General features: G+C 72.3%; 16 protein-coding genes. 13 read left to right on the top strand and 3 right to left on the bottom strand.

Annotation, left to right across the window (positions count from 1 at the left end; all coding sequences use genetic code 11):
* Positions 1-103: 103 nt before the first annotated feature.
* The 3 genes from ACZ7LU_RS28760 (at position 104) to ACZ7LU_RS28750 (ending at position 2,700) form a co-directional block, all read left to right on the top strand.
* Positions 104-730 carry a DUF3043 domain-containing protein gene (locus ACZ7LU_RS28760; RefSeq protein ID WP_471918424.1) on the top strand — a complete coding sequence of 209 codons (627 nt, stop codon included), beginning with the start codon at positions 104-106 and terminating at the stop codon, positions 728-730.
* Between the two features lie 74 nt (positions 731-804).
* Positions 805-1,512, top strand: a complete 708-nt coding sequence (locus ACZ7LU_RS28755) for a class I SAM-dependent methyltransferase (protein ID WP_471918423.1) — start codon at positions 805-807, stop codon at positions 1,510-1,512.
* 123 nt (positions 1,513-1,635) lie between these two features.
* The gene (locus tag ACZ7LU_RS28750) at positions 1,636-2,700 is read left to right on the top strand and encodes a S1C family serine protease (protein WP_468556016.1); all 1,065 of its coding nucleotides are present in this window, start codon (positions 1,636-1,638) and stop codon (positions 2,698-2,700) included.
* Between the two features lie 93 nt (positions 2,701-2,793).
* On the opposite strand, the gene ACZ7LU_RS28745 is transcribed toward ACZ7LU_RS28750, so the two are convergent.
* Positions 2,794-3,030 (bottom strand): hypothetical protein, encoded by a 237-nt coding sequence (locus tag ACZ7LU_RS28745; RefSeq protein WP_398296916.1) that lies wholly within the window; start codon positions 3,028-3,030, stop codon positions 2,794-2,796.
* Positions 3,031-3,129: 99 nt separating this feature from the next.
* Here ACZ7LU_RS28745 and ACZ7LU_RS28740 point away from each other — a divergent pair, with 99 nt between their 5' ends.
* A complete protein-coding gene (locus ACZ7LU_RS28740) occupies positions 3,130-4,350 on the top strand; it encodes a bifunctional adenosylcobinamide kinase/adenosylcobinamide-phosphate guanylyltransferase (protein WP_471918422.1) in 1,221 nt (406 codons plus the stop codon).
* Between the two features lie 3 nt (positions 4,351-4,353).
* Here ACZ7LU_RS28740 and ACZ7LU_RS28735 read toward each other — a convergent pair whose 3' ends face one another.
* On the bottom strand, positions 4,354-5,406 hold the full coding sequence (locus ACZ7LU_RS28735) for a class I SAM-dependent methyltransferase (RefSeq protein ID WP_471918421.1): 1,053 nt from the start codon (positions 5,404-5,406) through the stop codon (positions 4,354-4,356).
* 135 nt (positions 5,407-5,541) lie between these two features.
* Between ACZ7LU_RS28735 and cobT the strand changes: the two genes are divergently transcribed.
* From cobT to ACZ7LU_RS28720, 3 genes are read left to right on the top strand one after another with little or no spacing between them, the layout of a single operon-like run.
* Positions 5,542-6,681 carry a nicotinate-nucleotide--dimethylbenzimidazole phosphoribosyltransferase gene (gene cobT, locus ACZ7LU_RS28730; protein ID WP_471918420.1) on the top strand — a complete coding sequence of 380 codons (1,140 nt, stop codon included), beginning with the start codon at positions 5,542-5,544 and terminating at the stop codon, positions 6,679-6,681.
* Positions 6,682-6,733: 52 nt separating this feature from the next.
* The gene (locus ACZ7LU_RS28725) at positions 6,734-8,512 is read left to right on the top strand and encodes a phosphatidylglycerol lysyltransferase domain-containing protein (RefSeq protein WP_471918419.1); all 1,779 of its coding nucleotides are present in this window, start codon (positions 6,734-6,736) and stop codon (positions 8,510-8,512) included.
* Complete coding sequence (locus ACZ7LU_RS28720; protein ID WP_468083521.1) at positions 8,509-9,228, top strand: hypothetical protein; 720 nt, start codon at positions 8,509-8,511, stop codon at positions 9,226-9,228. Before ACZ7LU_RS28725 ends, ACZ7LU_RS28720 begins: the two co-directional genes overlap by 4 nt.
* Here the strand turns inward: ACZ7LU_RS28720 and ACZ7LU_RS28715 are convergent.
* Complete coding sequence (locus ACZ7LU_RS28715) at positions 9,147-9,932, bottom strand: hypothetical protein (RefSeq protein ID WP_471918418.1); 786 nt, start codon at positions 9,930-9,932, stop codon at positions 9,147-9,149. The two genes, ACZ7LU_RS28720 and ACZ7LU_RS28715, sit on opposite strands and share 82 nt — an antisense overlap.
* Before the next feature lie 80 nt (positions 9,933-10,012).
* Here ACZ7LU_RS28715 and ACZ7LU_RS28710 point away from each other — a divergent pair, with 80 nt between their 5' ends.
* The 6 genes from ACZ7LU_RS28710 (at position 10,013) to aceE (ending at position 19,749) form a co-directional block, all read left to right on the top strand.
* Positions 10,013-10,795 carry an adenosylcobinamide-GDP ribazoletransferase gene (locus tag ACZ7LU_RS28710; RefSeq protein ID WP_471918417.1) on the top strand — a complete coding sequence of 261 codons (783 nt, stop codon included), beginning with the start codon at positions 10,013-10,015 and terminating at the stop codon, positions 10,793-10,795.
* A 134-nt stretch (positions 10,796-10,929) separates the two neighbouring features.
* On the top strand, positions 10,930-12,477 hold the full coding sequence (locus tag ACZ7LU_RS28705) for a leucyl aminopeptidase (RefSeq protein ID WP_471918416.1): 1,548 nt from the start codon (positions 10,930-10,932) through the stop codon (positions 12,475-12,477).
* A 294-nt stretch (positions 12,478-12,771) separates the two neighbouring features.
* On the top strand, positions 12,772-14,160 hold the full coding sequence (lpdA, locus tag ACZ7LU_RS28700; RefSeq protein WP_398296934.1) for a dihydrolipoyl dehydrogenase: 1,389 nt from the start codon (positions 12,772-12,774) through the stop codon (positions 14,158-14,160).
* 63 nt (positions 14,161-14,223) lie between these two features.
* The gene (sucB, locus tag ACZ7LU_RS28695; RefSeq protein ID WP_471918415.1) at positions 14,224-15,978 is read left to right on the top strand and encodes a 2-oxoglutarate dehydrogenase, E2 component, dihydrolipoamide succinyltransferase; all 1,755 of its coding nucleotides are present in this window, start codon (positions 14,224-14,226) and stop codon (positions 15,976-15,978) included.
* A gap of 139 nt (positions 15,979-16,117) precedes the next feature.
* The gene (locus ACZ7LU_RS28690) at positions 16,118-16,741 is read left to right on the top strand and encodes a GntR family transcriptional regulator (protein WP_398296938.1); all 624 of its coding nucleotides are present in this window, start codon (positions 16,118-16,120) and stop codon (positions 16,739-16,741) included.
* 302 nt (positions 16,742-17,043) lie between these two features.
* Positions 17,044-19,749 (top strand): pyruvate dehydrogenase (acetyl-transferring), homodimeric type, encoded by a 2,706-nt coding sequence (gene aceE / locus ACZ7LU_RS28685; RefSeq protein ID WP_398296940.1) that lies wholly within the window; start codon positions 17,044-17,046, stop codon positions 19,747-19,749.
* Positions 19,750-19,817: the final 68 nt, after the last annotated feature.

Here is a 19,817-nt window from a genome sequence, read left to right as displayed (position 1 = left end):
ACCCCTGGGGCCGGCTCCGGCGCATACCGCCCACTACGTCCCCTTAGGCACATAAATCAAGACGCCTGGTGTTGCCGGATCGTTCCCGGCCTGACCGACGTCCATGCCCTCGCACCCCGTACCCTTGGCTTTTGTGTTCCGTAGCCGATCCAAGGAAGAGAAGGCCCCGGCCGCCCAGGCGCCGGTGACCGACTCCAACCAGCCCCGTGACCCGCAGGCCCCGAAGGGCCGCCCCACCCCCAAGCGCGCCATGGCGCAGTCGCAGCGTCGCAGCGTGACGAACACGCCGACGTCGCGCAAGGAGGCCGCCAAGCGGCAGCGCGACGAGCGCCGCACCCAGATGGCGAAGCAGCGCGAGGCGCTGGCGAGCGGTGACGAGCGGTACCTGCCCGCCCGTGACAAGGGGCCCGTGCGCAAGTTCGCGCGCGACTTCGTGGACTCGCGTTTCTGCGTCGCCGAGTTCTTCCTGCCGATCGCGGTGATCATCCTGGTCATGAGCATCGTGCAGATCCCGCAGCTGCAGAACATCTCGCTGCTGCTCTGGCTCTGCGTGATCGTGCTGATCGTCGTCGACTCGGTCGCCACCGCGTTCCGCCTGAAGAAGCGCCTCAAGGAGCGGTTCCCGGACGAGAACACGAAGGGCGCCGTCGCGTACGCCCTGATGCGCACGCTCCAGATGCGCCGTCTCCGGCTGCCCAAGCCGCAGGTCAAGCGCGGAGAGCGACCCTGAGCGGATTCACCGGCGGAGCCGGGGCCTGGCTGGAGAAGCTGGGCGGCCTGCGCAACGCCGTGCGACAGGAGTTGGTGGCCCGCCAGCTCGACGAGCAGATAGCGGGGCGCTTCCCGGTGGGGCAGCGGCTCCGCGTGCTCGACGTCGGCATGGGGCAGGGCACGCAGGCGCTGCGGCTCGCCCGTGCCGGACACAAGGTGACGGGCGTCGAGCAGGATCCCGCCATGATCGCCGCCGCGCGCGCGGCGCTCGCCGAGGAGCCCGAGGGCATCCAGGGGCGGGTGCGGATCGTCGAGGGCGACGGACACCAGACCGGGGTGCACTTCATGCCCGGCAGCTTCGACGTGGTGCTGTGCCACGGCGTACTGATGTACGTGCAGGAGCCCGACGCGCTCCTCGCCGGGCTCGCCCGGATGCTGGCGCCCGGCGGGCTGCTCTCGCTGCTCGTGCGCAACGCGGAGGCGCTGGCCATGCGGCCGGGCATCGCCGGCGACTGGGCGGGGGCGCTCGCCGCCTTCGACTCCGTCACGTACCGCAACCGGATCGGGGTCGACGCCCGCGCGGACCGGCTCGACGCGCTGACCTCCTCGCTGGCGGGGCTCGCGGCGCCACTCCAGGTCTGGTACGGCGTGCGGGTCTTCACGGACACCGTGGCCGACGGAGCGGCGATTCCTCCGGAGTGGGAGCTGGAGGCGCTGCTCGCCGCGGAGGAGCGGGCGGGGCGGACCGATCCTTACCGGCGGGTCGCCGCGTTGCTGCATCTCTGCGGGGTGCGGGACTAGGACCCGGCGGGTCCGGGTGGCCGGCGGTGGCCGACGGGGCGGTGACGCCTGATCGGCCCCCTGAGTCCCTGATCGGCCCCTTAAGTCAGGGCGGCGCCGTACGGCCGAACCGAGACTCGGAACATGAGTCTTCCTCGTACGCGTGCCGTGCCGTCCGCTGCCGTCCTGATCACCGTCGCGCTCGTCGGCGGCTGCTCCTCCGCGGGGTCCGGCTCGGGCTCCGGTGACTCCGACAGATCCACCACGCAGGCCGCGCCCGCCGCCGCGAACGATCTGCAGGAGGACTACCAGAAGGTGATCAAGGACGTCCTGCCGTCCGTCGTCCAGATCGACGCCGCCGACGGTCTCGGCTCCGGGGTCGTCTACGACGACAAGGGCCACATCGTCACCAACGCCCACGTCGTGGGCAAGGGCAAGCGTTTCAAGGTGACGACGGCGACCGGCGAGGAGGCCCTGACCGCCGATCTCGTGGCCGCCTACCCGGAGCAGGACCTCGCCGTCATCAAGCTGGGTGACGTGCCGAAGGGGCTGAAGGCCGCGAAGTTCGGCGACTCCACCAAGGCCGAGGTCGGGCAGATCGTGCTGGCCATGGGCTCCCCGCTCGGCCTGTCCTCCAGCGTCACCCAGGGCATCGTGTCGGCGACCGGGCGCACGGTCAGCGAGGGCCGCTCCGGCGGAGGGACCGGGGCCACCATCGCCAACATGGTGCAGACCTCGGCCGCGATCAACCCCGGCAACAGCGGCGGCGCGCTCGTCGATCTCGACGGGCAGGTCATCGGCATCCCGACGCTGGCCGCGAGCGACCCGGACATGGGCGACAGCGCCGCACCCGGCATCGGCTTCGCGATCCCGTCCTCGATGGTGAAGACCGTCGCCGACCAGATCGTCGAGAGCGGCAGGGTCACCGACTCGGGCCGGGCCGCGCTCGGCATCACCGGCCGCACCGTCCTCGGCGACGACTACCGGCCCGCGGGCGTCGCCGTCGTCGAGACCCAGAAGGACGGCGCGGCGGCGAAGGCGGGCATGACGGCCGGGGACATCATCACCCGGCTCGGCGACGACGAGATCACCACGATCAACTCCCTCTCCGAGACGCTCGCCTCGGCCGAACCGGGCCAGAAGACGCGGGTCACGTACGTCCGCGACGGCGCCGAGAAGACGGCGGACGTCACGCTCGGGGAGATGTAGCGGCCGAGTCCCACCGGGGCCGGGAAGCGCGCCCCCGTCGGAGGCGGCGCCCGAATCGCGGCGCCGCTTCCTCCCGTACCCGGGGGCCGGGGCCTAGGCCGAGGCCTCCGCGTCCTCCCCCTCGGCCTCCATGTGCAGGCTCATCGGGCCGTAGATCTTGTTCGTGTCCTCGAAGAGGGTCACCTGGTCGGCGCCGCCCTCGGCGAGTTCCTTCCAGTACTCACCGACCCAGGACTCCGCGTCGCCCTGCGTGGTGAACTCCTCGGGCTGCACCGCGGGCTGGACCTCCGTCCCGTCCGCCTTCTCGAACAGCCACGTCCATGCCGCCATGTCAGCCTCCCGAGGTCCCGTGGCGGTGTGGAACCGCCTGAATCCGCTTGAAGCCTAGCCGGGCGCGCGGCGCTCGACCCGACGCGGGAGGATCTTCGTGTGGAACTGACTCTGCTCGGCACCGGCGCCCCCGGTGGACTGCCCCTCCCCGACTGCCCCTGCGCGGCCTGCGCGACCGCGCTCGGCGACGCGGCGCGTGCCGCGACCGCGCTCCTCGTGGACGGCGTACTGCTCCTCGACCTCACCCCCGGAGCGGCCTTCGCGGCGGCCAGGGCCGGGCACTCGCTCGGCGGAGTCCGTCAGGTGCTGCTCTCCCACCCGCACGACGGGCCCCCCGTCGAGGTCCCCGCGGGGCTGCCGCAGCCCGGGCGGGTCGCGGACGGGCGGGAGCTGGCGCTGCTCACCGGGCACCGGGTGCGTGCGGTGGCGCTGGACGCGCCCGGCACCGGGTACGAGGTGGCGGGGCCGGACGGGGAGCGGCTGCTGTATCTGCCGCCGGGCGGGGCGCCCGCGGGGCTCGCCGACGGGAACGGGAACGGGAACGGCTGGCAGGTGACGTACGAGATGGTCGTCGGCGATGTCCTCGGGCGTCCCGACGGGCTCGCCCGGCTGCGTGCGGCCGGGGCCGTCGGTCCCACCACCGACGTGATCGCGGTGCACATCGGCCACGAGGCGCCGCCGGGCGGCGAGCTGGCGCGCCGGCTCGCCGCCGTGGGGGCGCGGGCCGTGCCGGACGGCTCGACGCTGGTGGTCGGCGCCTACGAGGACGTCCCTGACGTGCCGCGCCGCACCCTCGTCCTGGGCGGCGCGCGGTCGGGCAAGTCGGTGGAGGCCGAGCGGCGCCTGGAGGCCTTCCCCGACGTGCTGTACGTGGCGACCGGCGGGACCAGGAGCGGTGACTCCGAGTGGGCCCGGCGGGTGAGCCTGCACCGCGAGCGGCGCCCCGGCTCCTGGCGGACCGCCGAGACCTGCGACCTGGTGCCGCTGCTCGCGCAGGACGGGCCGCCGCTGCTCATCGACTGCCTGTCGCTGTGGCTGACCCACGTCATGGACGAGGTGAAGGCGTGGGACGACGCCGAGTGGGCGGGCGGCGGGGAGCGGGCGCTGCGGGACCGGGTCGCCGAGCTCGCGGCGGCGGTGCGGGCCACCCGGCGCACGGTCGTCGCCGTCTCGAACGAGGTCGGCTCCGGGATCGTCCCCGCGACCGCGTCGGGCCGCCGCTACCGCGACGAACTGGGCCGCCTCAACACGGCGTTCGCCGCCGAGTGCGAGCACGTGCTGCTCGTCGTGGCGGGCCAGGCCCTCACCTTGCGCGGCTGACGCCTACGCCGCGCCCCGGCGCGCGACGACCCGGTAGGTGTTGGCGAAGCCGACGCGGGTGAGCAGGGGCGACAGGAGTACGTCGAGGGCTCGGGCGAGTGCCACGGGCGGGACGGACGCCCACCGTGCGGCCCGCCGCAGCGTCAGCTGGAGCGGGGAGGCGGGTCTGGCGCGCCACGGGACGTCGGGCTCGGGGAGGCGGGCGGTGAGGAAGAGCGCGACCGCCGCGCTCAGGTCGACCGGTACGTGCGCCGCGCGCCGCTCGACGGCGACGACCGTGAAGCCGAGCCGCTCCAGTTCCCGCCGGAGGTTGGCGAGCGGCATGAGGTGCAGGTGCTGTGGCTGGCCGTACGAGATCCACCATCTGCCGAGCAGCCCGGCGTAGCGGCACTCGGGGTCGGTGGCCTCGATCAGGAGGTGGCCGCCGGGGCGCAGCACGGTTCTCGCGGCTCTGAGTTCCGCGCGGGGGTCCGGGCCGCGTTGCAGGCAGTGGAACATGCTCATCGCGTCGTAGCGGCCGGCGAGGGAGCCCGCGAGCCCCGTTAGCGTGCCCCGGTGGCCCTCCTCGATGCGGCCGCGCCGCACGCCCTCCGCGACGCCGCGTCCCCGGTCGATGCCGTCGAAGGACGTGTACGGCAGGACCTGCTTGGCCAGGGCCGGGAAGTGTGCGGCGCCGGTGTCGATGTCGAGCCAGCACTCGGGCTCGTCGAAGGCCCGCACCGCGCGGACGCCGGCGAGACGGCGCTTCGTGCCCGCCCACGCGGCCGCGCCGAGCAGCTGCCTGCCGCGCAGGTCCCTGCGGTAGAAGTCCCGGCCCTCGGCGGTGAGGCGGGGGTTCTGGAAGCAGTGGCCGCAGTCGCCGCACCGGTCGACCCGGAAGCTGCCCGGCTTGCGCTGGATGAGGTCGGTGGTGCGCAGCCTCGTCCGCAGCCGCCCGGAGCCGCACCAGGGGCAGTCGGTGCGGCGGGGCTCGTGGAACCGCTCGGTGCCCTGGGCGAGTTCGGCGAGGTAGACGGGGCGCCGGGCGGCGACCTGTCGGGCGGCATCCGTGGTCATGGTCGTACTCCTGGAGGAAGCCGATACAAACGGGAACGTAAAGGGACACTCCCCCACAAGTAGTGACGCTACGCATCGCGCCGACCGCAGGGGCGTTCGAGCGGCACCGCCGCCGCTCCCGGTACTGTTCGGCGAATGAGCTCGCTGAATCTCGACGACTTCACCGACCTGATCGAGCGGCCCGACGGCGGGGTCCGCCGCGACGCCGAGGAACGCAGGGAGCGGCAGACCGTGCCGCCCGGCTCACTGGGCCGCCTCGACGAACTCGGCGAGTGGCTCGCGGCGGCCCAGTCGTCGGTGCCGGTTCGGCCGGTCGAGCGGCCGCGCGTGGTGCTGTTCGCGGGCGACCACGGGGTCGCCGAACTCGGCGTCTCCGCGCGGCCCGCCGGGAGCACCGCCGATCTCGTGCGTTCCGTACTGGCCGGCGAGAGCCCGGCGGCGATCCTCGCCCGCCGCCTCGACGTGCCCGTCCGCGTCGTCGACATGGCGCTCGACTGCGACCCGGGCGAGCTGCCCGCCGAGGTCGCGGGACACCGGGTGCGGCGCGGCTCGGGGCGTATCGACATCGAGGACGCGCTGACCGTCGAGGAGGCGGAGCAGGCGCTGCGCGCGGGCATGGCCGTCGCCGACGAGGAGGCGGACTCCGGCACCGATCTGGTCGTGCTCGGCGATGTGAGCGTGGGCGGTACGACGCCCGCAGCGACGCTGGTCGCCGCGCTGTGCGGGACCGACGCGTCCGTGGTGACGGGGCGGGGCGGCGAGCCCATCGACGACCTGGCGTGGATGCGCAAGTGCGCGGCGGTGCGGGACGCGCTGCGGCGGGCCCGGCCCGTGCTCGGCGACCAGCTGGAGCTGCTCGCCGCGGTGGGCGGCGCGGACGTGGCGGCGATGACGGGCTTCCTGTTGCAGTGCGCGGTACGGCGTACGCCGGTGATCCTCGACGGCGTCGTGGCGTCGGCCGCGGCGCTGGTCGCCCAGCGGGTGGCCTTCCGGGCGCCGGACTGGTGGCTTGCGGGGCACGACAGCGGGGAGCCGGCCCAGGCCAAGGCGCTCGACCGGATGGCGCTCGAACCGCTCCTGACGCACGGGGTCAAGGTCGGCGAGGGCGCCGGAGCGCTCCTGGCCCTGCCGCTGGTGCAGGCCGCCGCGGCGCTCTCGGCGGAGCTCCCCGAGCGGCCCGCCGCCGCAGAGGACAAGACGGAGGACGAGACGGGGGCCGAAACGGGCAACGCGGCGGAGAGCGAAGCGGAACCTTCGGTGCCGCCCACCGCCTAGGCGCCCGGCGGCGGAGGAGACCGCACCGATCTTGCCCATATGATCCCTTTTCATGGGAGATGAGCAGGGAGCCGAACAGGCCGTCACCGGACGGCAGAAGTCACGCACCGTCATACAGCGCCGCGCCGCGGGGTTCGCGGTCTGGTACCTCCGGGCCGTCGCCTTCATCAACTTCCTGAGCGCGGTCTGGGTGTCCCTCGGGCAGGACCTGCGGCAGCACAACACGGAGGACTACTTCACCCCGTACATGCTGACCGCGGGCTTCGCCTCCGGGGCGTTCACGCTGTTCCTGGCGATCACCATGCGGCGCCGCAAACGCGCGGCGTGGATCCTCAACCTCGTGCTCGGCGGCCTCTTCCTGCTGCTCTTCGCCTTCGCGATGGTCTTCCCGGAGATCCGCCGGCACGCGCAGAACTGGATCTCCCTGGCCCTGACCGCCGCGTTCGTCGCGGCCCTGGTCGCCGGCCGCCGCGAGTTCTACGCCAAGGGCGACCGCGCCAACCCGAAGCTGGCGTCGGCCGTCGCCGTCGGCGGGCTCCTGGTCACCTCGCTGCTCGCGGCGCTGCTGGTCACCGTCACCAACCACGCCCACGACGACCACCGTTCGACCTTCCTTGAACGCTGGCGCTACGGCACCATGCGCCTCGTCTCGCTGGCCGCCGACGACCGGCGCTTCGAGGGCATCGCCACGCCCGGCTGGGTCGACGTCGTCATCAACGTCCTCAGCGCGCTGCTGGTCTGCGCGGTGCTGTACGCGGCGTTCCGCTCCCGCAGGGCCGTGGACCCGCTCACCGAGGACGACGAGGAGAGGCTGCGCGCGCTGCTCGACCGGCACGGCGACCGGGACTCCCTCGGGTACTTCTCGCTGCGCCGCGAGAAGAGCGTCGTGTGGTCCCCGACCGGCAAGGCGGCGGTCGCGTACCGCGTCGTCGGCGGTGTCTCGCTGGCCTCCGGCGATCCCATCGGCGATCCGGAGGCCTGGCCCGGCGCGATCGGGCCGTGGCTCGCCGAGGCCCGCGAGCACGGCTGGATCCCCGCCGTGATGGGCGCGAGCGAGGAGGCGGGCACGATCTACGCGCGGCACGGCCTCGACGCCCTGGAGCTGGGCGACGAAGCCATCGTGGAAATCGCCGACTTCACCCTTGAGGGGCGGGCCATGCGGACCGTCCGGCAGGCGTACAACCGCGTGAAGCGCGCCGGGTACACGGTCCGCATCCGCCGGCACGAGGACATCCCCGCGGACGAGATGGCGACCCTCCTGGAGCGTGCGGACGACTGGCGCGACGGAGCGACCGAGCGCGGCTTCTCCATGGCTCTCGGGCGGCTGGGCGATCCTGCGGACGGGCGGTGCGTGATGCTCGAATGCCGGGACGGCGACGGCGTGTTGCGGGCGGTGCTCTCCTTCGTCCCGTGGGGGCCGCACGGGCTCTCCCTCGACCTGATGCGGCGTGACCGCGACTCCGAGAACGGCCTGATGGAGTTCATGGTCATCGAACTCCTGCAGTACGCCCCCGAGATCAAGATCACTCAGGTGTCGCTGAACTTCGCGATGTTCAGGTCGGTCTTCGAACGCGGCGCGCGGCTCGGCGCGGGCCCGGTCCTTCGCCTGTGGCGGTCGCTGCTCAGCTTCTTCTCGCGGTGGTGGCAGATCGAGTCCCTCTACCGGGCCAACGCGAAGTACCGGCCGATCTGGGAGCCCCGCTTCCTCCTCTTCGAGACGAGCTCCGATCTGCCGCGCATCGGCATCGCGGCCGCCCGGGCGGAGGGGTTCCTCGAAGCGCCGGGGCTCCCGAAGTGGCTGCACCGCAAACATCTGGAGTCGAGACGATGAGTGCCCTGGCCCGCTCCGCACGCGCCGAGTGGGGGCCGCTCTTCTCCACCGTGCGCGACGCGCTGGCCGCCCGGCGGTGGCGGGCCGTTCCCATGACGCTGGCGGCCGTCTGTCTCACGGCACTCTTCCAGTACGTGCAGAACCAGCCCTGGGGCTATCAGTTCGTCCAGAACATCGGCTGCGTGCGTGCCGAGGACCCGCTCTGGCTGGCCCTGCTCCGCACCCCGCTCTCCCTCTTCGTGCCCGCCCTCGACCTGCCGGTGTGGGGCGCGCTCGCGCAGCTCCTGATCGTCTTCGGGATCGCGGAGATCTGCCTGGGCCGGTGGCGGACGCTCGTCATCGCGTACGCGGCCACACTCGCCGGCACGCTCTACGCGCGCGTGGGCATCGAGTGGGGTCCCGGAAACCCCTTCGGGCTCCCCGCGTCCGACGCGCGGGTCGTCGACACCGGCCCGTCGGCGGCCGTGGTCGGCCTCGCCGTCTTCGTGTGCTGGCGCTACCGGGCGTACTTCACGGCGGCCCTGGTCACCGCCCTGATGGTCGTGGAGGTGCTGGTCAAGAACAATCTCGCCGGCAAGGAGCACCTGGCCGCCATCGCCGCGGTGGTCGTGCTGTGCGCGCTCTCGGCGGTACGTCACCGGCGCGGCGGCACCCGCTCCGGCGGGTCGGGCTCGGAGGGCGAGGGGCCCGGCGTGAAGCCGCCGATCCAGTCCTGAAGCCTGCGGCGCGGACCGGACCAGCGGCGGTCGTGGTGGAAGGCCCGCAGCCCCGCACGCGCGCGTGCCCGGTGCCGGTTGCGGTAGAAGCGCCGCGCCCACGCCGACCCCGGCCGGGCGAGGCGGACCGCGCCGACCAGCGCGACGAACGGGACCACCATGCCGATCAGGGCCGTGCGCAGCTTGCCCTTGAGGAGCGCGATCACGGCGAAGGCGCAGTTGACGCCGACGTTCAGCGCGAACAGGGCGCGGTTCTGCCGCTCGACGGGCGCCAGGTCGTTGACGCCGAGCGGTGTGAAGCCGGTGAGCACGAGGACGACCAGGGCGGCCGTGAGCATCACGACCTCCACGCTCTTGCGGCCCTGCTCGCTCCAGTACACGTCGTCGAGGTGGAGGATCAGCGCGAACTCGTCGAGCACGAGGCCCGCGCCGAGCCCGAAGATGACGGCGGCGTACAGCGGTCCCGCGCCGTGCCGTCCCGCCGCCACCGCCCAGAACCCGCCGACCAGCATGAGGAAGATCCCCGGCACGACGTGGTGGACGTGCACGTCGCCCGTGCGGATGTTCCGGAACGGCCCCTTGCCCGCCCGGATCAGCCGCGTGATGGTCCTGGTGACCAGGAACGACGCCACGAAGGAGAGCAGCGCGAGCAGCAGCGGCAGCTTCCCCGGCTCGACGACGTTCCGGTACCACCAGTCGTTCATGCCCCCATCCTCGGCGGCCGCCGACCGCACCGCACCCGGGTGCCGACCGGCGGGGCGGCACCCCCGGGTAACCTTCGCCGGTGCCAAGAACCCCCCTGTCCGACGGCGTCCGCTTCGCCTTCGGCACCCTCACCGCGCTCCCCGTCAGGGTCACCCGCTGGGACCGCGGCGCCGCGCGCGGCGGCATGCAGTGCGCGCCCCTCGCCGGTCTGGTGGTCGGCCTCTGCACCGCGGGCGCCGGCGGCGTCCTGACGGCGCTCGGCGCGGGGCCGCTCCTCGCCGCCACCGCGACCGTCGCGACCCCCGCCGCCCTCACCCGCGGCCTGCACCTGGACGGCCTCGCCGACACCGCCGACGGCCTCGGCAGCGCCAAGCCCGCCGACGACGCGCTGCGCATCATGAAGCAGTCCGACATCGGCCCCTTCGGCGTCATCACCCTGCTCTTCGTGCTGCTCGCCCAGGTCGCCGTGTTCTTCCAGCTGTACGAGGCCTCGTGGGCCCGCGGCGCCGTCGCCGCCGTCGTCTCGGCGACCACCGCGCGCGTCGCCATGACCCTGGCCGCCCGCGACGGGGTGCCGCCGGCCCGCCCCGAGGGGCTCGGCGCCGCCGTCGCCGGGGTGGTTCCGCGCGGCCGCGCGTGGGCCGTCGCCGCCGTCGTCGCGTGCGGGGCGGCGGCCGCCGGACTGCCGCTCGGGACGGCCGACGCCGTGCGGGGCGCGGCGGCCGTCGTCCTCGCGCTCGGCGCCGCGGAGTTGCTGCTCCGGCACTGCGTACGACGGTTCGGCGGGGTCACGGGAGACGTGTTCGGCGGCCTCGCGGAGACGGCGGCGACCGGCGCCCTGGTCGTTCTCGCCCTCGGCTGACACCGCCCCGCTCCGAGTCGGCACCGCGCCGAACACACACAGTGAGGCGCACCGCAGCGCTCACGGGCGTAGGCTCGCGACGGGCTCACCACCCCACAGCCCGACGAAACTCACTGAAAGAGGACCTCACCACCGTGACTGCTCTGACTCTCAGCACCGCCGCCGCGACCGGCCTGCGCGCCGACGCGATCGTCGTCGGTGTCGCGAAGGGCGCTGGATCCAAGGGGGGCCTGGTCGTCGCCCCCGGCGCCGAGGCCGTGGACAAGGCGTACGACGGCAAGCTCGCGTCCGTCCTGGAGACCCTCGGCGCCTCGGGCGGTGAGGGCGAGGTGACGAAGCTCCCCGCGCCGTCCGGTTTCAAGGCGCCGGTCGTCGTCGCGGTCGGTCTCGGCGGGGTCCCGGAGAAGGACGAGACGTACGGCACGGACGCGCTGCGCCGCGCCGCGGGTGCCGCCGCCCGCGCGCTGACCGGTGCGAAGAAGGCCGCGTTCGCGCTGCCCTTCGAGGACGCCGACGACGCCGGCGCCGTCGCGGAGGGTGCCCTCCTCGGCTCGTACTCCTTCGACGCGTACAAGGACCAGGCCGACACCAAGGCCACGAAGAAGAACGGCAAGGACGCCAAGGCCCCGCTGGCCGAGGCCGTGCTGCTCGGCGCCAAGCCCCGCGACAAGGCGTACAAGGCCGCGATCGAGCGCGCCACCGCCGTCGCCCAGGAGCTGAACCGCGCCCGCGACCTGGTCAACACCCCGCCGAACGACCTCAGCCCCGAGGCCTTCGCCGCCGTCGCCCAGGCCGCGGCCAAGGAGCACGGCATCAAGGTCCAGGTGCTCGACGAGAAGGCCCTCGCCAAGGGCGGCTACGGCGGCATCCTCGGCGTCGGCGCGGGCTCGGACGCCCCGCCGCGCCTGGTGAAGCTGTCGTACACGCACTCCAAGGCGAAGAAGCACCTCGCCTACGTCGGCAAGGGCATCACGTACGACTCGGGCGGCATCTCGCTGAAGCCCGCCGGTCACAACGAGACCATGAAGTGCGACATGGCCGGTGCCGCCGCGGTCTTCGCCGCCGTCGTCGCCGCCGCGCGCCTCGGCCTCGAGGTGAACGTCACCGGCTGGCTGGCGCTCGCCGAGAACATGCCGTCCGGCTCCGCGACCCGCCCCGGCGACGTCCTGCGCATGTACAGCGGCAAGACCGTCGAGGTCCTCAACACCGACGCCGAGGGCCGCCTGGTCCTCGCCGACGCGATCGCCAAGGCCTCCGAGGAGGAGCCCGACGCGATCGTCGACGTGGCGACGCTGACCGGCGCCATGATGATGGCGCTCGGCAACCGCACCTTCGGCATCATGTCGAACGACGACGCCTTCCGTACGTCGGTCCACGAGATCGCCGAGGAGGTCGGCGAGCCCTCCTGGCCGATGCCGCTCCCCGCCGACCTGCGCAAGGGCATGGACTCCCCCACCGCCGACATCGCCAACATGGGCGAGCGCATGGGCGGCGGCCTGGTCGCCGGCCTCTTCCTCCAGGAGTTCGTCGGCGAGGGCATCACCTGGGCCCACCTGGACATCGCGGGCCCGGCCTTCCACGAGGGCGCCCCCTACGGCTACACCCCCAAGGGCGGCACCGGCTCCGCGGTCCGCACCCTGGTCCGGCTCGCCGAGCACACCGCCGCGGGCGACCTGGGCTGATCCGTACGTGCCGAGGGCCCCGGACCCGTCTGGTGTCCGGGGCCCTCGGCGATTTCGCCCTGAACGAAATCCGTACGTTCGTACGCAACACAAGGCCCTGGAGACGGTCGATCCGACGTCTCACAGCCTGGCCCGGCGTCCCGTCTGTCGGCGACAAGTGCGAAGATGGGTTCTCGGCAGGACAGGGCCCCCACCAAAGGGCCGAAACAAGAGCGGCCGAATACCAGCCGACCGACCGGTCGTCCCCAGCGAAAAGGGGTCCGGCGTCCGGCGCACATGCATGGAGGACGTGACGTGGCGAACGACGCCAGCACCGTTTTCGACCTAGTGATCCTCGGCGGTGGTAGCGGCGGTTACGCCGCGGCGCTGCGCGGAGCGCAGCTGGGCCTGGACGTCGCCCTGATCGAGAAGAACAAGCTCGGCGGCACCTGCCTGCACAACGGCTGCATCCCCACGAAGGCGCTGCTGCACGCCGGCGAGATCGCCGACCAGGCGCGCGAGGCCGACCAGTTCGGCGTGAAGGCCACCTTCGAGGGCATCGACATCGCGGCCGTCCACAAGTACAAGGACGACGTGATCTCCGGCCTGTACAAGGGCCTGCAGGGCCTCGTCGCCTCCCGCAAGGTGACGTACATCGAGGGCGAGGGCAAGCTCTCGTCGCCGACCTCGGTGGATGTGAACGGCCAGCGCGTCCAGGGCCGTCACGTGCTCCTCGCGACCGGCTCCGTGCCGAAGTCGCTGCCGGGCCTGGAGATCGACGGCAACCGCATCATCTCCTCGGACCACGCGCTGACCCTGGACCGCGTCCCGGAGTCCGCGATCATCCTGGGCGGCGGCGTCATCGGCGTCGAGTTCGCCTCGGCGTGGAAGTCCTTCGGGACCGACGTCACGGTCATCGAGGGCCTCAAGCACCTCGTGCCCGTCGAGGACGAGAACAGCTCCAAGCTTCTTGAGCGCGCCTTCCGCAAGCGCGGCATCAAATTCAACCTCGGCACGTTCTTCGAGAAGGCCGAGTACACCGAGAACGGCGTGCGCGTCACCCTCGCCGACGGCAAGACCTTCGAGGCCGAGGTCCTCCTGGTCGCCATCGGCCGCGGCCCGGTCTCGCAGGGCCTCGGCTACGAGGAGCAGGGCGTCGCGATGGACCGCGGCTACGTCCTCGTCGACGAGTACATGCAGACCAACGTCCCGACCATCTCGGCCGTGGGCGACCTGGTGCCGACCCTCCAGCTCGCGCACGTCGGCTTCGCCGAGGGCATGCTGGTGGCGGAGCGCCTGGCCGGCCTCAAGACCGTCCCGGTCGACTACGACGGCGTGCCCCGGGTGACGTACTGCCACCCCGAGGTCGCCTCCGTGGGCATCACCGAGGCCAAGGCCAAGGAGATCTACGGCGCGGACAAGGTCGTCGCCCTCAAGTACAACCTCGCGGGCAACGGCAAGAGCAAGATCCTGAAGACCGCGGGCGAGATCAAGCTCGTCCAGGTCAAGGACGGTGCCGTGGTCGGCGTCCACATGGTCGGCGACCGCATGGGTGAGCAGGTCGGCGAAGCCCAGCTGATCTACAACTGGGAGGCGCTGCCGGCCGAGGTCGCCCAGCTCATCCACGCCCACCCGACGCAGAACGAGGCGCTCGGCGAGGCCCACCTGGCACTGGCGGGCAAGCCGCTGCACTCCCACGACTGACCTTCGGTCACTCCGGCGCGACGACCAGACTTTCCGCAATTTTCGTAAGGAGCAACTGAAACCATGGCGGTTTCCGTATCCCTTCCGGCGCTCGGCGAGAGCGTCACCGAGGGCACTGTCACCCGTTGGCTGAAGGCCGAGGGCGAGCGCGTCGAGGCCGACGAGCCGCTGCTCGAGGTCTCGACCGACAAGGTCGACACCGAGATCCCCTCCCCGGCCGCCGGCATCCTGGCGTCCATCAAGGTCGCCGAGGACGAGACCGTCGAGGTCGGCGCCGAGCTCGCCGTCATCGACGACGGCTCGGGCGACGCGGGCGGTTCGGCCGCCCCGGCGCAGGCCGAGGCCCCGGCCGCCCCTGCCCAGGAGGAGGCCCCGGCCGCCCCCGCGCAGGAGGAGGCCCCGAAGCAGGAGGCCCCCGCCCCGTCCGGCGGCGGCGCCGCCGAGGGCACCGAGGTCACCCTGCCCGCGCTCGGCGAGTCCGTCACCGAGGGCACCGTCACCCGCTGGCTGAAGGAGGTCGGCGAGGAGGTCGCGGCCGACGAGCCCCTCCTGGAGGTCTCGACGGACAAGGTCGACACCGAGATCCCCTCGCCGGTCGCGGGCGTGCTGCTCGAGATCGTCGTCGGTGAGGACGAGACCGCCGAGGTCGGCGCCAAGCTCGCCGTCATCGGTGCGCCCGGTGCCGCTCCGGCCCCGGCCAAGGAGGAGGCCCCGGCCGCCCCCGCGCAGCAGGAGGCCCCGAAGCAGGAGGCCGCCCCGGCTCCCGCGCAGCCCGCCGCCCAGGCCCCGGCCGCTCCGGCCCAGCCCGCGGCTCAGGCTCCGGCCCCGGCCAAGCCCGCCCAGCCGGCCCCGGCCGCGCCGGCCGCCCCGGCGCAGGCCACCCCGGCCGACGACGGTGCCTACGTGACCCCGCTGGTCCGTAAGCTCGCCTCCGAGAACGGCGTGAACCTCTCCGAGGTCACCGGTTCCGGTGTCGGCGGTCGCATCCGCAAGCAGGACGTCATCGCCGCCGCCGAGGCCAAGAAGTCGGCTCCGGCTCCGGCCGCCGCCGCGCCGGCCGCCGCGCCGAAGGCCCCGGCTCTGGAGGTCTCCCCGCTCCGCGGCCAGACCGTCAAGATGACCCGCATGCGCAAGGTCATCGGCGACAACATGATGAAGGCGCTGCACTCGCAGGCCCAGCTGACCTCGGTCGTCGAGGTCGACATCACCAAGCTGATGAAGCTGCGCGCCAAGGCGAAGGACTCCTTCGCGGCCCGTGAGGGCGTCAAGCTCTCGCCGATGCCGTTCTTCGTCAAGGCCGCCGCCCAGGCGCTGAAGGCCCACCCGGTCATCAACGCCCGGATCAACGACGACGAAGGCACCATCACGTACTTCGACTCGGAGAACATCGGCATCGCCGTGGACGCCGAGAAGGGTCTGATGACGCCGGTCATCAAGGGTGCGGGCGACCTGAACATCGCCGGTATCTCCAAGAAGACCGCCGAGCTGGCCGGCAAGGCCCGTGGCGGTGGCCTCACCCCGGACGACATGTCCGGCGCCACCTTCACGATCTCCAACACCGGTTCGCGCGGCGCCCTGTTCGACACGGTCATCGTGCCGCCGAACCAGGCCGCGATCCTCGGCATCGGTGCCACGGTGAAGCGTCCGGTCGTCATCAACCACCCGGACCTCGGCGAGACCATCGCCGTCCGTGACATGACGTACCTGTCGCTCTCCTACGACCACCGTCTGGTGGACGGCGCCGACGCCGCCCGCTATCTGACCGCGGTCAAGGCGATCCTGGAGGCGGGCGAGTTCGAGGTCGAGCTCGGCCTGTAGTCCGCCCTCCGCGTGAGGCTGTAACACTCGTCTCATCAGCGCGTACGCCCCCGTCCGGAGTTATCCGGGCGGGGGCGTCGCCGTATTGTCTAGGGGTCACACGCCCTTGGGGCCCGCAGCCCCTGCCGGAGGAGCTCTCATGACCGCGCCCGTCGTTCACTCGCTGCGCGAACAGATCCGCGAGCACATCGTGGAGGGGATCGTCAGCGGGCGCTGGAAGCCGGGCGAGCGCATCGTGGAGCGCCGGATCGCGGTGGAGCTGGAGGTCTCGCAGACCCCGGTCCGCGAGGCGCTGCGCGAGCTGGAGACGCTGCGGCTCATCGAATCGGCGCCCAACAAGGGTGTACGCGTACGCAATCTGACGGCCGCCGACCTGGAGGAGAGCTACCCCGTCCGGGCCGGTCTCGAGGCCATCGCGGCCGAGCTGGCGGCGGAGCGGCTCGCCGCGGACTGCTCGGCCCTGGAGCCCCACGTCGCGGCCCTCTACGAGGCGGACCGCGCGTCGGACGGCACCGGGCAGGTGCGGCACACCGTCGCCTTCCACCGGGAGCTGGTGCGGGCCGCGGACAACTCCGTCCTCCTGCACACCTGGGAGGGGCTCGGCATCGAGGTCTTCACGGCGCTGTCCATCCGCTGGCTGGGCACGGTCCAGCAGTCGTACGCGGAGGAGCACGAGGAACTGGTCTCCGCCTTCCGCCGCCGCGACCCCGCCATCGCCGACCTGGTGAAGGCGCACGTGCTCGGCTGCGCGCCGCGGGCCTGAGCCCGCGCTCATCCGTGGGCGCCGGTCCGCAGACGTGCTCCCACCTGCGTAAACCCTTCAAATCGAAGGCACCGCGTGCCCGCTTTGCTGGCACCGGATGCCGACTTTCGCGATCTGGGGAAGTTTTTCGCTCAACGCTTTGATCGATCATCGATCACGGGCTTACAGTCGTCGATGGCCCTGTGGCGGAGCCACACAAACGATTCCGCACCAGAGCCTCACGCCCTGTCCTGCCAAAGACATCGGGCACCCCCACCCCTTACCGAAACAGGGGACCCCCTCCGACTCAGGAAGGCGGCGCAATGACCGACCCCTCCGCAATCCAGCCGAGCGAGCTCGACCAGCTCCCGGACCGCGACCCCGAGGAGACCGCCGAATGGCAGGCCTCCCTGGACGCCGTTACTCAGGCGGCCGGGCCGCACCGTGCCGCGTACCTGATGCGCCGCACGCTGGAGCGTGCCGAGGGCGCGGGCCTGGCGCTGCCCAAGCTCCTCGAGACCGACTACGTCAACACGATCCCCACCTCCGCGGAGCCGTCCATCGACGGTGACGAGGAGATGGAGCGGAAGATCACCGCGTGGAACCGCTGGAACGCGGCCGCGATGGTCACCCGCGGTTCGAAGCACGGCGTCGGCGGCCACATAGCGACCTTCGCGTCCGCCGCCTGGCTGTACGAGACCGGCTTCAACCACTTCTTCAAGGGCAAGGAATCCCAGGACGCCCCCGGCTCCGGTGACCAGCTCTACATCCAGGGCCACGCCTCCCCGGGCATCTACGCCCGCGCCTTCCTCGACGGCCGCCTGAACGAGGCGCAGCTCGACAACTTCCGCCAGGAGGCCGGCGGCAACGGCCTCCCGTCGTACCCGCACCCGCGCCGCCTGCCCTGGCTGTGGGAGTTCCCGACCGTCTCCATGGGTCTGGGCCCGCTCTCCGCCATCTACCAGGCACGCTTCAACCGGTACCTCACCAACCGCGGCATCAAGGACGTCTCCGCCTCGCACGTGTGGGCGTTCCTGGGTGACGGCGAGATGGACGAGCCCGAGTCGACGGCGGCCCTCGCACTGGCCGCGCGTGAGGGTCTCGACAACCTCACCTACGTCATCAACTGCAACCTGCAGCGCCTCGACGGCCCGGTCCGCGCCAACTTCCGCGTGGTGCAGGAGCTGGAGGCGCAGTTCCGCGGCGCCGGCTGGAACGTCATCAAGGTCCTGTGGGGCAACGCCTGGGACGAGCTGTTCCAGCTCGACACCACGGGTGCCCTGGTCCGCCGCCTCCGCGAGGTGCCGGACGCGCAGTTCCAGACGTACGCGACGCGCGACGCCGCCTACATCCGCGAGCACTTCTTCGGCTCCGAGCCCGCGCTCGTCGAGCTGGGCAAGCTGCTCACGGACGACAAGATCAGCGAGTGCTTCCACCTCTCGCGCGGCGGCCACGAGGCCCGCAAGGTGTACGCGGCCTACCGTGCGGCGCTCACCCACAAGGGCGCGCCGACCGTGATCCTCGCGCAGACGGTCAAGGGCTTCACGCTCGGCAAGGGCTTCGAGTCCAAGAACGCCAACCACCAGATGAAGAAGCTGACGGTGGACGAGTTCAAGGACATGCGGGACCTGCTGGGGCTGCCGATCCCCGACAGCGCCTTCGTCGACGGCCAGGTGCCCTACGGCCACCCCGGCGCCGACTCCCCCGAGGTCCGCTACCTCCAGGAGCGCCGCGCGGCCCTCGGCGGCCCGGCCCCGGCCCGCCGCACGCAGCCGCTGGCCCCGCTGCCCGCCGCCGCGGACAAGACGTTCGCCTCCTTCGACAAGGGCTCCGGCTCGCAGTCGGTGGCGACGACCATGGCGTTCGTACGCCTGGTCAAGGATCTCGTACGCGACAAGCAGACCGGCAAGCGCTGGGTGCCGATCGTCCCCGACGAGGCGCGCACCTTCGGCATGGAGTCGCTCTTCCCGTCGCTCGGCATCTACTCGCCGAAGGGCCAGACGTACGAGCCGGTCGACCGCGACCAGCTGATGTACTACAAGGAGGCCAAGGACGGCCAGATCCTCAACGAGGGGATCACCGAGGCCGGTTCGATGGCGGACTTCATCGCCGCGTCCACGTCGTACGCGACGCACGGCGAAGCGATGATCCCCTTCTACATCTTCTACTCGATGTTCGGCTGGCAGCGCACGGCCGACCAGATGTGGCAGCTCGGCGACCAGCTCGGCCGCGGCTTCCTCGTCGGCGCCACCGCGGGCCGTACGACGCTGACGGGTGAGGGTCTGCAGCACGCGGACGGTCACTCGCCGGTGATCGCCGCGACGAACCCGGCCGCGCTGACGTACGACCCGGCGTTCGCGTACGAGATCGCGGCGATCGTCAAGGACGGCCTGCGCCGCATGTACGGTGAGGCGGCCCCCGGCGAGGACCAGAACGTCTTCTACTACCTCACCGTCTACAACGAGCCCATGCCGCAGCCCGCGAAGCCCGCGGGTGTCGACGAGGGCATCGTGCGCGGCCTCTACCGCTTCAACACGGCGGAGTCCGCGGGCCTCTCCCCCGCCGCCAACGCCGCGCGCATCCAGCTGCTCGGCTCCGGCACGGCCATCCACTGGACCCTCAAGGCCCAGAAGATGCTCGCCGAGGAGTGGGGCGTGGCCGCCGACGTGTGGTCCGCGACGTCCTGGACCGAGCTGCGCCGAGACGCCCTGGAGGCGGACGAGGCGCTGCTGCGCGGCGAGGAGCGCGTCCCCTACGTGCGCAAGGCACTTGAGGGTGCGCAGGGCCCCGTGCTCGCCGTCTCCGACTACATGCGTCAGGTCCCCGACCAGATCGCGCAGTGGGTCGAGCAGGACTACTCCTCGCTCGGCGCGGACGGCTTCGGCCTCTCCGACACGCGTGAGGCCGCGCGCCGCCACTTCGGTGTCGACGCCGAGTCGATCGTCGTCGCCGCGCTGGCGCAGCTCGCCCGCCGCGGCGAGGTGCCCGCGTCCGCGGTGAAGGAGGCACGGGCCAAGTACGGTCTGTGAGTCTTCGGGAGTACTGACCCGCCGCTTCGCGGCGGATGTCCCCCGCCCGCCCGCCCGTTCGCCCGCTT

Source organism: Streptomyces sp. NPDC039462 (genome assembly GCF_055639375.1).
Note: the sequence above shows the minus strand (reverse complement) of the source record. Positions and strands in the feature narration are given on the sequence as shown.